7 protein-coding genes, 1 tRNA gene, 2 rRNA genes and 3 pseudogenes are annotated in these 15236 nt (G+C 56.6%); 8 read left to right on the top strand and 5 right to left on the bottom strand.

Annotated features, from left to right (window positions below; genetic code table 11):
• Positions 1–403: 403 nt before the first annotated feature.
• A pseudogene (locus ACQY1P_RS00080) lies at positions 404–1324 on the bottom strand (IS3 family transposase); the annotation flags it as partial.
• Between ACQY1P_RS00080 and ACQY1P_RS00075 the strand changes: the two are divergent.
• From ACQY1P_RS00075 to ACQY1P_RS00050, 6 genes and pseudogenes are all read left to right on the top strand, one after another.
• The gene (locus ACQY1P_RS00075) at positions 1295–1975 is read left to right on the top strand and encodes an ABC transporter permease (RefSeq protein ID WP_325265662.1); all 681 of its coding nucleotides are present in this window, start codon (positions 1295–1297) and stop codon (positions 1973–1975) included. The pseudogene ACQY1P_RS00080 and the gene ACQY1P_RS00075 sit on opposite strands and share 30 nt — an antisense overlap.
• Positions 1972–3399, top strand: a complete 1428-nt coding sequence (locus ACQY1P_RS00070) for an ABC transporter ATP-binding protein (RefSeq protein WP_430253330.1) — start codon at positions 1972–1974, stop codon at positions 3397–3399. Before ACQY1P_RS00075 ends, ACQY1P_RS00070 begins: the two co-directional genes overlap by 4 nt.
• A 355-nt stretch (positions 3400–3754) precedes the next feature.
• Positions 3755–4327, top strand: a pseudogene (locus ACQY1P_RS00065) (amino acid ABC transporter ATP-binding protein); the annotation flags it as partial.
• Between the two features lie 330 nt (positions 4328–4657).
• Positions 4658–5344 (top strand): hypothetical protein, encoded by a 687-nt coding sequence (locus tag ACQY1P_RS00060; protein WP_062460208.1) that lies wholly within the window; start codon positions 4658–4660, stop codon positions 5342–5344.
• Positions 5341–5886 (top strand): hypothetical protein, encoded by a 546-nt coding sequence (locus ACQY1P_RS00055; protein WP_325265660.1) that lies wholly within the window; start codon positions 5341–5343, stop codon positions 5884–5886. The genes ACQY1P_RS00060 and ACQY1P_RS00055 overlap by 4 nt, the downstream gene beginning before the upstream one ends.
• Before the next feature lie 518 nt (positions 5887–6404).
• On the top strand, positions 6405–6695 hold the full coding sequence (locus tag ACQY1P_RS00050; protein WP_156466545.1) for a hypothetical protein: 291 nt from the start codon (positions 6405–6407) through the stop codon (positions 6693–6695).
• A 324-nt stretch (positions 6696–7019) separates the two neighbouring features.
• Here ACQY1P_RS00050 and ACQY1P_RS00045 read toward each other — a convergent pair.
• A pseudogene (locus ACQY1P_RS00045) lies at positions 7020–7171 on the bottom strand (IS3 family transposase); the annotation flags it as partial.
• Between the two features lie 356 nt (positions 7172–7527).
• On the opposite strand from ACQY1P_RS00045, the gene ACQY1P_RS00040 reads away from it, so the two are divergent.
• Both ACQY1P_RS00040 and ACQY1P_RS00035 read left to right on the top strand, forming a co-directional pair.
• Positions 7528–9348: an ABC transporter ATP-binding protein gene (locus tag ACQY1P_RS00040; RefSeq protein WP_325265659.1), complete on the top strand. Its 1821-nt coding sequence runs from the start codon at positions 7528–7530 to the stop codon at positions 9346–9348.
• Between the two features lie 382 nt (positions 9349–9730).
• A protein-coding gene (locus tag ACQY1P_RS00035) for an IS3 family transposase (protein WP_430253327.1) occupies positions 9731–10920 on the top strand; the annotation gives its coding sequence in 2 pieces (ribosomal slippage) (positions 9731–9983 and positions 9983–10920; 1191 coding nt in all).
• 176 nt (positions 10921–11096) lie between these two features.
• Here the strand turns inward: ACQY1P_RS00035 and ACQY1P_RS00030 are convergent.
• From ACQY1P_RS00030 to ACQY1P_RS00020, 3 genes are all read right to left on the bottom strand, one after another.
• Positions 11097–11173, bottom strand: a tRNA-Met gene (locus ACQY1P_RS00030).
• A gap of 255 nt (positions 11174–11428) precedes the next feature.
• A 5S ribosomal RNA gene (gene rrf / locus ACQY1P_RS00025) occupies positions 11429–11543 on the bottom strand.
• A gap of 254 nt (positions 11544–11797) precedes the next feature.
• Positions 11798–14762 (bottom strand): 23S ribosomal RNA (locus ACQY1P_RS00020).
• Positions 14763–15236: the final 474 nt, after the last annotated feature.

The following is a 15236-nucleotide window of genomic DNA, read 5'->3' as shown; positions in this document are numbered from 1 at the left end:
GCAGCCAAGAGCATGCCAAGCGTCGCGACCGTCAAGCAGAAAACCACTAGCGATGCAGTGAGCCGCTTTCTGCCGGTTGCTTCGACGCAATCTTTTCTCGCGGCGGCTGAGGTGGCGGCGAGCCTTTGTCTTTGTCCTCGAGCTTCAGCGAGATGAAGGTGGTAGAAGTATCCCAGGCGTCCATACATGTGTGATGTCCTTGTGTCAGTGCCCGCATCAGCGGCAAGACAAACCTAGCGACATGCCCATATGTTTTCGATCATGACTGGATGACAAAGAAATAGGGATCTCATAGGGTTCGGTAGGCCCTCGCTTTGCATGTCGCCTTCTGATCAAATTCGGTGGAGTCCGCTGCTTACGGGACCAGACAACTGTTACGCGGTGTTGACCTGCCACTGAACTTTCATCCGGCTGCGATTAGAGCCTCAGCGGTTTTTGATACGCCAAATGGCGCGGTGTGAGCAATCGGCGGAAACGCGGAGCTTCCATATTGCGAAGCGTTGGAGCCGGTTGCAGTGATGGTCCCGGCATAGGCTGCCGGGGTCTGGTATCGAGCGATGAGTGCGGCCGGAAATGATTGTAGTCGGTCGCCCATTCAGCAATGGCACTTCGGGCATGATCGAGGCCGAAGAACAGGCTTTCATTGAGCAGCTCGTCGCGCATGCGGCCGTTGAAACTCTCGACGTAGCCATTCTGCATCGGTCTTCCCGGTGCGATGTAGTGCCACTCGACCTTGTGATCCTTCGACCAGGCAAGAATGGCATTCGAGGTGAGTTCAGTCCCATTGTCGGAGACGATCATGCCGGGCTTGCCTCGCCGCTCGATCAGCGTCGTCAGCTCTCGGGCGACACGGCGACCGGAGATGGACGTGTCCGGGATCGCGGCGAGGCATTCGCGTGTGACGTCGTCCACGACATTGAGCACGCGGAAGCGCCTGCCACAGGCGAACTGGTCGTGAACGAAAATCCAGTGACCATCGCGCATTGGCCTTCGCCTCCACCAGGATCGGCGCACGCGTGCCGACAGCACGCCGCCTCGTTTTGTGCTTGCGGACCGAAAGACCTTCCTCGTGATAAAGCCGGTATATGCGGTTGACGCCGGACGGCTGTCCCTCCCGCCGAAGCAGGATGAACAGTCGCTGATATCCGAAGCGTCGTCGCTCGTTGGCGAGATCGCGCAGCCTCGAGCGCAGTTCGACTTCCGGCGGGCGCCAGGACCGATAGCGGATCGTCTTTCGGTCAGCGGATATGATCTGGCAGGCCCGCCGTTCCGAAAGGCCCATGACGGACTTCAGATGCGCGACGGCGTCACGCTCGGCGGCAGGTTTCCACTCGGGACTGACCATCTCGGAAGAGATGTCCTCGCCCGTCTCTTCCATGCCTTGCCGCGGTCCATCGGAATTTCCGCAACCGCGATGGCGGCGGCGGCAATCGTCGGTACGCTGGCAGGACTTGTAGCCGCCTCTTCAAATCGATTTGTCGATGGTGCGCTGATGCGCGTCACCGATCTCGCGCTCGCCTTTCCTGGTCTTCTGCTGGCGATGGTGCTGGCGGGCTTGATGGGAGGCGGTACCCTCCCCGTCCTTCTCGGCATTGCCCTGGCCCAATGGCCTCAGTTTGCCCGAATGACGCGCAGTATCGCCGCGACCATCCTGACCGAGGCACACATCGAGGCATCGCGCCTTGCGGGCCTCGCCGAGTGGCGCATCCTCATGCGGCAGGTGATGCCGAGTGTTCTGCGCCAGACTGCGGCGCTGGCCACGCTTGGCGTAGGTGGTGCCGTCATGACAATCTCGTCCCTCGGCTTTCTCGGACTGGGGCTACAACCGCCGACCCCAGAATGGGGTGCAATGATCACCGAGCTTCTGCCCCACATTGACGTGGCGCCGGTTCAGATCGCCGCACCCTGCATCGCTCTCTTTCTCACTGTTCTTGCCTGCATGTCAGCGGCGCGGCGATTCTCGGAGGCACGATGACACGCCCGGCACTCTGCGTCAGCGACCTGTCGGTTTGGGACCGAGCGGGCGCCTTGCTTATCGATGCCGTCAGCTTCTCGGTGGATCGCGGCCAAGCTTTCGTCCTCATCGGCGAAACCGGGAGCGGCAAGAGCCTCGTTGCGCAGGCCGTGCTCGGTCTTCTGCCGGAGGGACTCACCGTCAACGGGCAGGTCGAATTGGCTGGGCGGAGCGTGGATCTCACAGACAGGCCGGCACTTCGGCGCCACTGGAGCCAGCATCTGGCGCTCGTACCACAAGAGCCGCGGGCCGCACTTGATCCCACCATGCGGGTGTTGCCGCAGATCGCCGGAGCGCATGGGAAAGCGCGTGCGCGCACCGCCATGTTCGATGTCAGTCTGCACCCTGCCGTCGAGCAACAGTATCCATTCATGCTATCTGGCGGAATGGCGCAGCGTGTCCTGGTAGCCGGCGCCCTGACTACCGACGCGACCGTCATCGTTGCCGATGAGCCGACCAAAGGTCTTGACGACGACCGTGTCGAGGAAGCCGTCGCGCGCCTGCGCCAGATCCTCGACGACGGCCGTGCCGTCCTTGCGATCACCCACGACATTCGCGTCGCCCGCGGGCTTGACGGCCAGATAGCGGTGATGCGCGAAGGCCGGATGCTGGAACACGGTCAGGTGAATACCGTGATCGCGTCGCCGAGCCATGCCTACACCCGCGCCTGGCTCGCTGCCGATCCAGATCGCTGGCAACTGCGTCCGGCGTCCGCAGGCAATAGCCCCGTGGTCGAAGCCCAAAATCTTGCCTATCGGATTGGCGACCGTGTGCTTTTCCAGGATCTGTGCGTCAAGCTCTTCCGCGGGAGCATCACTGCCGTGATCGGCCCGAGCGGAAGCGGCAAGACGATGCTGGGAAATGTCATCCTTGGCCTCGCACGCCCTTCAACCGGGACGGTGCGCTGGCAAGACGGCACAGATCCTCACTGCGTCCGCCGACCGCGTCTTCGCTCGCGCTATCAGAAGCTACATCAGGATCCGGCCTCGGCATTTCTGCCAGGGCGCGTGCTGCGGCGGCAGTTTGCCGACCTCGGCTCGGTCCTGCAGCCGGGCTCTATGGAACGCGATCTGCCACCGCTACTTGAGCGGCTTGAACTCAACCCGGCGCTGCTCGACCGGAGGCCAGATGAAGTGTCAGGCGGGCAGCTACAACGCATCGCCATCGCTCGCGTGCTGCTGTTCGATCCTCTGTGCCTGGTCGCGGATGAACCGACGTCGCGGCTGGACCCGCTCGTCCAGCGTGACGTAATGCGCCTACTGCGCGAACTCGTCGATGAAAGAGGCATGAGCCTTTTGCTGACAAGTCACGACCGCCGGCTGGTACGTGCCGTAGCTCATCAAGTGATTCAGCTTGGAGGGAACCTACATCCAGCGAAACGTTAGATTTCGTCAGAGAGATGGCCGATGGTGCCATATATGCCACCGCGGTCTGCACAGAATCATTGGTGCTCGGTGCGGCTGGCGTGTTGGAAGGTAAGCGAGCCGGAATACTTTGGAACATCCACCTTCTACTTTCCACATTCGGCGCTATCCCTGTCCACGATAGGATCGTTGAGGACGGCAGGTGATAACAGGGGGCGGGATAACAGCCGGTATAGATTTTGGTCTTGATATTGTCGCTCGACTGTTTGGGATAGACGCCGCAAAACGCCTCCAGCTAGCCATCGACTGTCATCCGCGTCCACGTTTCAACGCTGGTAGCCCGACAAGGCAGGACCCAAAATCACAGAATCAATCCCAGCACCAGCGGGGCAGTATTTCGGTCAATGGCATCACGCTTGGCGACAGCGTCAAGAACCTGGATGCGATCCGGCGGGAGGTCGGGATGGTGTTCCAGCACTTCAACCTCTTCCCGCATCTGACCGTCAAGGAGAACTGCGCCCTGCCGCAGATCCTGGCCCGCGGAAAACGTCGACGAGACGCGGAAGAGATGGCCATGCATTTCCTGGCGAAGGTGCGGATCCCCGAACAGGCCGACAAATACCCCGGTCAGCTGTCCGGAGGGCAGCAGCAGCGCGTGGCGATCGCAAGGGCGCTTTGCATGACGCCGAAGGTCATGCTGTTCGACGAGCCAACCTCGGCTCTCGATCCGGAGATGGTGAAAGAGGTTCTCGACACAATGGTCACGCTTGCAGAAGAAGGGATGACCATGATCGTCGTCACCCATGAGATGGGCTTCGCACGAAAGGTGGCAGACCGTGTCGTGTTCATGGAAGCAGGAGAGGTGATCGAGGTCAATGAGCCCAACGCGTTCTTCGACACTCCCTCGCATGATAGCACGCGGCGATTTTTGGCGAATATCATGCACTGAATGTGTCACCGCCAAACGTACAAACGGATCGGAGGCGCGCCGACACAGACCGTCCGATCGGCCGCCTTGAAAGGAATCGAACCTACGACCCACTCCTCACTAATGAATTGAAAGCTCTCTGTTGCCCAATTTGCACCTTTGAGTTGCCATTGAAAGCGACCTCCTCAACTTCGGAAGTATCACGCACGGGGCACGGCTAGTCAGGATGCATTAGCGCAAAATAGCTGTTACAAAGTTAGCCATCGGGTTAACCCATCGGCAATCGCGGCGTGCATATGGTAGTCCCCGTCCCTCGGTCTGAAGATGGGACACATTGGGAGCGGCAGCTACATGATCCCCGAGCGCGTCCTAGAACTTGCCTTTGCACCGCTAGTTCTGCTTATCGGCTTCGGAGTTGTGTACTGGGCGAGTCCTCCGACCACGCTCAACCCCCTCTGCACTTACGTGAGCCAATATGAGCTCCAAGGCACAATCAGGGTCGGCGGCGAGGTCCTGCACTCGACCGTCTATCGACAGCGGAGCATCTCAAGACGGTGGGTAGCAACAATCAACTATGGGGGCTGCCTGCAGAGATACGGCACGTTGCTCTCCTTCAAGGCGCGCGACGGGCGAGTTTTCCTTGTTCCGACGGAGTTATGCGGGCTCGCGGAGCGCGTGCTTCTCGACATCGGAAAGGTTGACGTGCTGAGGACCTGCAGTGCCAAACTCGGAAAGCTGAGTAGGCAGCGCGAGAAATACGGCTATGTCGTGTCTACAGCCGACAACCCCACGTCTTGGTCTCCGTTCGAACTAGCGGCGAACGGTCCGATCACCATCGTGTCCATGCTGGCAACTGCCACAAAAAAATGGCCGGGGGACGACCTCGAAAGCGTGGCACCGAACCTCCTGAAGACACAGTTCGTATTCGACTCGAGCTGGTGGAACAGTCCAGCGCGTTTCGTCTTGCGCGGCGAGAAGCGTACTTTTCGGGCGACCAAACTGGATATCGGCACCGGGCTACGGGAAACTGTCCGGTGAAGTTCGTCTTGCGCGTCGTACTATGCATCATCGCCTTGCCGATCATACTGATTTCCTACACAATTATTTCCGCTCAATTAGCCAAGCCTGCCCACCTGGACCCAGACATGTTTAAGCCGATCGGCCTGCGGATCGAGGGGCCCTTCTCTGGAGAACCAATCAAGGTTCGCGGCTATGGTTCAGGTCGGATACAAACCTATAATCTCGAAGAGGACCTCCGGCCGATTCTTGGAGAAATGGGGCTGGAATATCTGAACGCGTTGAAGCCGTTCCGAGGCGGAGACGATGGGTATTCGCCCTGGATAGCAGGTCCGCTCGATCCCGCCAAAGTGGCTTCGTCCTATCCAGTAAATGCGAGCATTCTCGCCGGAATGACGAAGAACTGCCCTATGACCTGGGAGGGCCCGGACCCCTCCTGCGTTTCTCGCCAGGCCATCCTCACAAAGCCGAACGTCTACTACGCTTATGGCGCGGGCCGGATCGCCATCGTTGATCCCACCCAGCCATACCTCCAGGTCGTGTATATTGAACCCTATCCATAACGACTCATTGCTGGGTGACAACACAGCTAACGTCCAAGACGCCTGCTGCATGAAGTACCCGCGTCAGAAATCTTGCAGCGCAGCTACATTCCACTTTCATTTCTTCCCTCGCAGCATCGATATAACCTTCTAAGATACCAGCGTTAGCATGACCGCCAGAACGCGGTTTTTCTGCATAGCAACCGCCAGCTCATTAGAAGTCGGCGGTAGGTCGGCTTTCGGCGCAAGCGGTCGTCGGCGTTGAAGTTATCCCGCCCACGATGAATGGGAACCCTATGCATCCCCCCGACACTTCATAGGGACCGTTGTCGCAGCCGACCAATCCAGTATTTTCCATCGTCACGTGTCGTTTTGCATTTAACCGTGGGATTCTGCCCCCTAATAGTTTCAACAAGTTAGCCTGGCGCTTAATTTGAGACTTGGCACTTAACTTGAGATTCCATCTTGGAATTTGGCACTTAATGTGAGATTCACCGCCAGGAAAAGATGGCTGTTTACGGCCACGCCTCAATGAGAAAATGACCTATATTACAGATGGATATCGCCGCGCAGGAAGGCGTTTTGCATGGAAAATCACACCGACTAATCTCAAATTAGGTGCCATCACCAGTCTGAATGAGCGCATTCTCACATTTAAATGCCAAACGACAGCTTGGATACGCCGCTCGTCAGACCCGGAGACTTTTGCCGAAGCTGTAGTCGTTGACAGTGCAATGCACGCCATCACCGAAAAAATACACGCCTTCAAACATGTGGCCATTATCGCCGCCCCTCCCGCTATAGTCGCTCATAGGGACTGCCGATTGTGACCCAATGACGGCTTCGGGGCCCTGACCGCCACTGCGCCGATGCGCCGATGCGCCAAAAGCGGCCGATGGCGGCGACCGTCATCACAACTCGCACAACCCACTTATCGACGAACGCTACTTTCCTACCACGCGTCAACATATTTGATTTGCTGCCATATTGCGTTGTCGCCTAGCACTAATACTGAACCGTCAACGTCGAATTTAAAAGTCCATGCGAGTCTTAACGTCCGCTCCGGGCCGGAAACGGACCTTTCTGTCTTGGAAGCCGGGCTCGGATTAAGCTGCCATAGAGCGTGGCAGCTCTTTGGACAGCAATCCGACCAGACCACGCTTGCGCACCGTCAGCTTCTCCTCCCGATAGAGACGTCGAAGCTTCTTCAAGTTCATGACGATCCCTGCCGGTCCAGCATCACATGGATGCGCCGATACCCGAAGCGTCGGCGCTCGGGCGCCACTTTCTTCATCGCCTCGCGGATGGACGTACGCCCCAGCATCTCCTGCATTTTGTTCCGTGTTTGTCTGAGCAACCTTTTTTAGCTGTTGCAAGTATGCCGCACCTCACGGCTCAGGCGAAAATTTTGCCCGTTTGACTTGGCCTGCGCGTCCAATCGATCTAGGGTTTATTATTATCAACACGGTTTTGGGGAGTTTTTGATGGCTGTTTTTTCCAACTCCCCAGCGGCTTCCGCGAATATCGCCTGAAGCCTGCAGCGTTTTCTCACGCCCAGAACCTGATGAAGTGGCGATAAGCCCCTCTTCAACCGTTCCTCACCAAATCATTTTGCGCGAAAATATTTCTCTGTGAAGGAGCCGGCGAAGGCCGGATACATCAATGGCATTTGGTTTCAAATCTCGCCGTGGCGGAGCTTTTCGCAGTGTTTTCCGTTATTGCTGGGCTCATTGGAAGCGCCAGCCTTGCCGCGCGTCCTTCATGTTGTCTACAGTCATGCTGTCAACACTCGCGGATGTTCTAACGCCCCTATTTTCCGGTCGGCTGGTCGATGCCGTGGTATCCGGGGAAGCGAGCGATGCCACAACATGGAACAATGCGGTCAACGCGTTTTGCTGGCTTATGGTGCTTTCGATCGGCGCCGTCGTTCTACGGCATGCGACGTTCACCGCCATCATAGGCTTCACTCTGAAGTCGATGTCTGAGATTGCCGCAGACTCCTTCGCCCATATCCAGCGGTTTTCGAGCGACTGGCATGCCAACAGCTTTGCGGGGTCTACTGTCCGTAAGGTGACGCGCGGCATGTGGGCGCTTGACGTCCTCAATGACACCGTCTTCGTAGCGCTGTTCCCGTCGCTGGTGATGCTCATCGGCTCGACGATTCTAATGACATGGTACTGGCCGATGATGGGATTGCTGGTCGGCGCCGGGTCAGTCTTCTTCATCGTGTTCACCGCGGTCATGGCATTGCGCTATGTTGCGCCGATGGCAAGCATGGCCAATAACTGGGATACGCGCCTTGGCGGCGCGCTCGCCGATGCAGTGACCTGCAATGCGGTCGTTAAGGCCTTTGGCGCCGAAGACCGGGAAGACGAGCGTCTTTCCCGGGTCACTCGCAAGTGGCAAGATCGCACAAGGCGCACCTGGACGCGGGGCACCCTGAATGGCACGTCCCAGAATGCGCTGCTCAGCCTGTTGCGTGGCTGCGTGCTGGGTCTTGCCCTCTGGCTCTGGGCCAATGGGATGGCAAACGCTGGCGACATCACCTTCGTCCTTACCGCGTTTTTCATTCTGCAGGGCTATCTGCGCGAAATCGGCATGCATATCCGCAACCTGCAACGCTCGGTCAACGATATGGAGGAGCTTGTCACCATCCATGCCCAGCCTTTGGGCGTGGAAGATGTTACAGGCGCGCCAGATCTCGAGGTGAAGGCTGGCCTGATCACGTTCGATCGCGTCACTTTCCACTACGGCAATCACCATGCTCCGCTCTACAATGATTTTTCGGTCACCATCAAGCCTGGCGAACGGGTGGGTCTCGTCGGCCATTCCGGCTCGGGAAAGACGACTTTCATCAAGCTGATCCAGCGCCTGCATGACATCAACAGCGGAATGGTTTCGATCGACGGGCAGGATATTTCCAAGGTGACGCAGACATCTCTTCGCCGCCAGATCGCCATCGTGCAGCAGGAACCGATCCTGTTTCACCGCTCGCTTGCGGAAAATATCGCCTATGCGAGACCAACTGCTACGCAGGCAGATATCAAGACGGCTGCGCGGCTCGCCAGCGCCCATGACTTCATAGAAGCGCTGCCGAAAGGCTATGCGACGCTTGTCGGCGAACGCGGCATCAAACTTTCCGGTGGCGAACGGCAACGCATCGCTATTGCCCGGGCATTCCTGGCAAACGCACCTATCCTGATCCTCGACGAGGCGACCTCAAGCCTCGATTCAAAATCGGAAATGCTCATTCAAGAGGCAATGGAAAAGCTAATGGAGGGCCGCACAACGCTCGTCGTCGCTCACAGGCTGTCAACGGTTCGCGCGCTCGATCGGCTGCTAGTCTTTGAACATGGACGTATCGCCGAGGAAGGCACTCATGCAAGCCTTATACAGCGCAAGAGCGGGATCTATCGTGGACTCTTCGAGTTGCAGGCGCTGGAGCTGACGAAGGGCATCGCAAGCAAAGGGCTGATAGGCTAGTAGGCGTGCAAGCAGGCCATTCCCGCACAGGACGATCGCCTCGACAGGCGAGAACCAGGCTCGCGACTGACAGCATTGCTGCATCCCACACAATGGTTGATGTTTAAACGCTTCACCGCGACGCAAGGTAGTAAACCTGTATTGGTCTTGAGCGGGTACGAACCTTCGACCAGCGTCTTAGATTCGCTAAACACTTGATTCTCACCGAACGACTGCGGCGTAAAAGGCGTTCTGCCAAGGCTTCAAGCAACGGCTAACGACTTGACGCGGATGTTGGCCATCATGCCGTCATCTATAGGGGACAAGCTCTTCAGAAGATCTGACCTACCACTGAGAATTTCCTCCAGAATGGATTAGAGTCCGGCTCATCGAGGACGGACTTATGAAGAAGCAGAGATTTACGGAAGAGCAGATTATTGGGGTGCTGAAGGAGCAGGAGGCAGGCGTTAAGGCCGCTGATCTTTGCCGCAAGCACGGGATTTCTGAGGCGACCTTTTATAATTGGAAGGCCAAATACGGCGGCATGGAGGTGTCGGAGGCCAAACGTTTGAAGGCGCTGGAGGACGAGAATGCCAAGCTGAAGAAGTTGCTGGCTGAGCAGATGCTGGATGTTGCCGCACTTCGTGAGCTTCTCGGAAAAAAATGGTAGGGCCTGCCGCCAAGCGTGAAGCTGTCGCGCATCTGAAGGTCACAATGGGGCTTTCGGAACGGCGGGCCTGCCAGATCATATCAGCAGACCGAACGACGGTCCGCTATCGATCCTCTCGACCGCCGGAAGTCGATCTGCGAGCGAAATTGCGCGATCTGGCCAATGAGCGCCGCCGTTTTGGCTATCGTCGATTGTTCATCTTGCTTCGACGAGACGGAGAGCCCTCCGGCGTCAATCGCATCTACCGGCTCTATCGCGAGGAAGGGCTTTCCGTGCGCAAGCGGAAAGCCAGACGTCGTGCTGTTGGCACACGAGCGCCGATCCTGGTCGAAGCAAAGGCCAATGCCCGCTGGTCGTTGGATTTCGTCCACGACCAGTTCGCCTGCGGCAGACGCTTCCGCATCCTGAATGTGGCCGATGATGTCACGCGCGAATGCCTGGTGGCGATCCCGGACACATCGATCTCCGGTCGCCGTGTCGCGCGAGAACTGACGGCACTTGTCGAGCGACGGGGCAAGCCCGGCATGATCGTTTCAGACAACGGGACCGAACTGACCTCGAATGCCATCCTTGCATGGTCAAAGGATCATAAGGTCGAATGGCACTACATTGCGCCTGGAAGACCAATGCAAAACGGCTATGTCGAGAGTTTCAACGGCCGCATGCGCGATGAACTGCTCAATGAAAGTTTGTTCTTTGGTCTCGATCATGCCCGCAGCGCCATTGCGGAATGGGCCGACGACTACAACAACTTCCGGCCCCACTCATCGCTCAGATACCAGAGCCCGGCGGACTATGCCGGGATCATCGCCGCAACCGACTCCAACGCTACGCAAAGTGGAAACTTCGCGTTTCCGCCGGTTGCTCCCATCGCGCCATTTGGCGTATCAAAAACCGCCGAGGCTCTAGTCGCAGCCGGATGAAACTTCAGTGGCAGGTCAGATGGAGCAGCAGTTCATCGCTGCGGCAGGCAACGATCTGATGGCGCGGATTGCGTCTGGTGAGATCGACACCGAGGAGAAACGCGAAAAGCTCCTCGGCCAGTATGCCGAGGAGCTTCGTCTTCTTTACCCCGAGTGGGAGAATTTACAAGTTACAGTGGTTGCGGGGGCAGGATTTGAACCTGCGGCCTTCAGGTTATGAGCCTGACGAGCTACCGGGCTGCTCCACCCCGCGCCAAGCGAATTTGGCATTGCCAAATTTCGCGGTGCGTCACAGCAAAGCTGTGATGCCTCTGCCGAAGCAAATCCGAAGGATTTGTCTCCTTTGAGGGACGCACCGACTACGAGCCAGACGTCCCTTCGGCAATTCTAAACCCCAGCAACGACAAAAGGCCGCTTTGGGAGCGGCCCTTGGTTTGGCCAGGGGCCGGTTTGTTATGTGTGAGAAGATTGTTTGGTCCATCCTTATGGATGGCATTGCCTTTAATAGACCTGGCAGCGACCTACTCTCCCGCGTCTTAAGACGGAGTACCATTGGCGCAGGGGTGTTTCACGGCCGTGTTCGGAAAGGGAACGGGTGCAGCCACCCCGCAATGACCACCAGGTCGATTAAGGGCAATGTATGCGTGGCAATGGGCGACCATTGCAACGCTTTATCGAGAAGCTGGCGGGGGCGAACCCCCATTTGTCTTAGTTGAACACGTCTTGTTTGCCGTCTGGTTTGTCGGAGCGTAGCTCCGCAAGGCCAGAGGCCGTCGCCGAACGTTCGGCGGCCCGTCCGGAGCGTTTTTCACGCGTCAGGACAAAACAGATGTCATCATCGAGGTGCGCAGCACCTTGATGAGCATAGTCAATGAGAACGATGAAGCCAATCGGGCTATTAGTAAGGCTAAGCTTCATGCATTACTGCACGTCCACACGCCTCCTATCAACGTGGTCGTCTTCCACGGCCCTGATAGGGAATACTCGTTTTCAGGTGGGTTTCCCGCTTAGATGCCTTCAGCGGTTATCCCTTCCATATATAGCTACCCTGCTATGCCGTTGGCACGACAACAGGTCCACCAGAGATATGTCCATCCCGGTCCTCTCGTACTAGGGACAGATCCTGTCAATATTCCTACACCCACGGCAGATAGGGACCGAACTGTCTCACGACGTTCTGAACCCAGCTCACGTACCGCTTTAATTGGCGAACAGCCAAACCCTTGGGACCTGCTCCAGCCCCAGGATGCGATGAGCCGACATCGAGGTGCCAAACAACCCCGTCGATATGGACTCTTGGGGGTCATCAGCCTGTTATCCCCGGCGTACCTTTTATCCGTTGAGCGATGGCCCTTCCACGCGGGACCACCGGATCACTATGACCGACTTTCGTCTCTGCTCGACTTGTCAGTCTCGCAGTCAGGCGGGCTTATGCCATTGCACTCGACGACCGATTTCCGACCGGTCTGAGCCCACCATCGCGCGCCTCCGTTACTCTTTCGGAGGCGACCGCCCCAGTCAAACTACCCACCATACACTGTCCCGGATCCGGATAACGGACCGCGGTTAGACATCCATGACGATAAGGGTGGTATTTCAAGGATGGCTCCACGAGAACTGGCGTCCCCGCTTCAAAGCCTACCACCTATCCTACACATGCCGACACGAATGCCAGTGTAAAGCTATAGTAAAGGTGCACGGGGTCTTTCCGTCTAACCGCAGGAACCCCGCATCTTCACGGGGAATTCAATTTCACTGAGTCTATGTTGGAGACAGCGGGGAAGTCGTTACGCCATTCGTGCAGGTCGGAACTTACCCGACAAGGAATTTCGCTACCTTAGGACCGTTATAGTTACGGCCGCCGTTTACTGGGGCTTCAGTTCAAAGCTTGCACCTCTCCCTTTAACCTTCCAGCACCGGGCAGGCGTCAGGCCCTATACGTCGTCTTTCGACTTCGCAGAGCCCTGTGTTTTTGATAAACAGTCGCTACCCCCTGGTCTGTGCCACCCCTTTCCACTTGCGTAAAAAGGGGTCACGCTTCTTCCGAAGTTACGCGTGCAATTTGCCGAGTTCCTTCAACATAGTTCTCTCAAGCGCCTTGGTATGCTCTACCTGACCACCTGTGTCGGTTTCGGGTACGGTCTATACGGTGGAGCTATTTCCTGGAACCGCCCCGCTGCACATCCAATCCAATAAGGAGGTACAACTTACGCGATCCGTCACTACCACCAGGCCCACGAATATTAACGTGGTTCCCATCGACTACGCATTTCTGCCTCGCCTTAGGGGCCGGCTAACCCTGCTCAGATTAACTTTAAGCAGGAACCCTTGGTCTTTCGGCGAGGGGGTCTCTCACCCCCTTTATCGTTACTCATGTCAACATTCGCACTTCCGATATCTCCAGAGGCCCTCACGTGTCCTCCTTCACAGACTTACGGAACGCTCCGCTACCACATACACTTGCGTGCATATCCTCAGCTTCGGTGCATGGCTTTAGCCCCGTTACATTTTCGGCGCAAAGACCCTTATTTAGACCAGTGAGCTGTTACGCTTTCTTTAAATGATGGCTGCTTCTAAGCCAACATCCTGGTTGTTTTGGGATCCTCACATCCTTTCCCACTTAGCCATGACTTGGGGACCTTAGCTGGAGGTCAGGGTTGTTGCCCTCTTCACGACGGACGTTAGCACCCGCCGTGTGTCTGCCGACTAGTACTCCTCGGTATTCGGAGTTTGGTTAGGATCAGTAAGACGGTGAGTCCCCATAGCCCATCCAGTGCTCTACCCCCGAGGGTATTCGGTCGACGCTCTACCTAAATAGATTTCGCGGAGAACCAGCTATCTCCGAGTTTGATTGGCCTTTCACCCCTAGCCACAAGTCATCCCAATCTATTGCAACAGATGCGGGTTCGGCCCTCCAGTTGGTGTTACCCAACCTTCAGCCTGCTCATGGCTAGATCACTCGGTTTCGGGTCTAATGCATCTAACTAAATCGCCCTATTCAGACTCGCTTTCGCTGCGCCTACACCTACCGGCTTAAGCTTGCTAGATACACTAAGTCGTTGACCCATTATACAAAAGGTACGCCGTCAGGCCCCTTACTAAAAAGAGCGCCCTCCGACTGCTTGTAGGCATCCGGTTTCAGGTTCTATTTCACTCCCCTTGTCGGGGTGCTTTTCACCTTTCCCTCACGGTACTTGTTCGCTATCGGTCATGCACGAGTACTTAGGCTTGGAGAGTGGTCTCCCCATGTTCAGACAGGATTTCACGTGTCCCGCCCTACTCAAGGACAATGTCTGTTCTACGCTTACGGGGCTATCACCCACTCTAGCCAGGCTTTCCAACCTGTTCAGCTTTATTCAACATTGCCACTGGCCTGGTCCGCGTTCGCTCGCCACTACTTACGGAGTCTCGGTTGATGTCCTTTCCTTCAGGTACTTAGATGTTTCAGTTCCCTGAGTTCGCTTCTTACACCCTATGTATTCAGGTGTAGATACCTTATTAGCGATATCTAGAAACCTCTTCTGCTGAACCCTCGAACCCGGTATTGCCGGGTCTGTTCTGTCCTCACGCTGTCGCGACCTTGCGGTCGCTGCGCTGCGGACGGCGCGCCAAACTGTTGGCGACGACCTAAAGGTCTGTATGGGAAGTCCCACGCAAACCGTTCAGAACATTAAAGGTGTCTAGCAAAACAGATTTTCTAGATATCTAAGGTGGGTTGCCCCATTCGGAGATCCATGGATCAAAGCTTATTCGCAGCTCCCCACGGCTTTTCGCAGCGTATCACGTCCTTCTTCGCCTGTGCATGCCAAGGCATCCACCAAATGCCCTTAAAACACTTCATCGTTCTCATTGCCAATGCTCATCAATATAGCTCGCTCCAGAAGAGCAAGCGGAAGGGCTACCTTTTACAACCCAACCTTCTCATGATGCCATCAACGTGTTCGATCAGGCCACTTTATTGGAACCACGCCGAGCGGTTCACTTGTGTCCTGATCTTTAAGACCAGCTTCTCGAGATTAAATCCGGGTCCGCGCGGTTAGCAAACGGACATCAATAAGTCGTCAGAGGTGGTTTAGGGCAAAGCCCCAAAACACCAACAACGACCGACCAGAGTGACATGCTTCCTACCTACTCCAGCTCTTCCTCCAGATCCGACCGGCTAGGTCATCCTTGGTATCATCAGAACCGGGCTCGGACATCTTTGGGTCAAAAACCCAAAAATACCTGGAAGCATCCAGATCAATCTTCTCTTCACAATTTTGCAGAACAGGCAGCACTCCTAAAAGTGATGCAAACTTTATTTTCTTCAGAAGACA

This window comes from Neorhizobium sp. DAR64872/K0K18 (genome assembly GCF_050500175.1).
GTDB classification, from domain to species: Bacteria; Pseudomonadota; Alphaproteobacteria; order Rhizobiales; family Rhizobiaceae; genus Neorhizobium; species Neorhizobium soli.
This window is presented reverse-complemented; position numbering and strand designations above follow the sequence as displayed.

Excerpts from the sequence above, each read along its gene's own strand:
- ACQY1P_RS00075 (WP_325265662.1), top strand. The coding sequence starts at position 1,295 with ATGCGCGACGGCGTCACGCTCGGCGGCAGGTTTCCACTCGGGACTGAC.
- ACQY1P_RS00070 (WP_430253330.1), top strand. The coding sequence starts at position 1,972 with ATGACACGCCCGGCACTCTGCGTCAGCGACCTGTCGGTTTGGGACCGA.
- ACQY1P_RS00060 (WP_062460208.1), top strand. The coding sequence starts at position 4,658 with ATGATCCCCGAGCGCGTCCTAGAACTTGCCTTTGCACCGCTAGTTCTG.
- ACQY1P_RS00050 (WP_156466545.1), top strand. The coding sequence starts at position 6,405 with ATGACCTATATTACAGATGGATATCGCCGCGCAGGAAGGCGTTTTGCA.
- ACQY1P_RS00040 (WP_325265659.1), top strand. The coding sequence starts at position 7,528 with ATGGCATTTGGTTTCAAATCTCGCCGTGGCGGAGCTTTTCGCAGTGTT.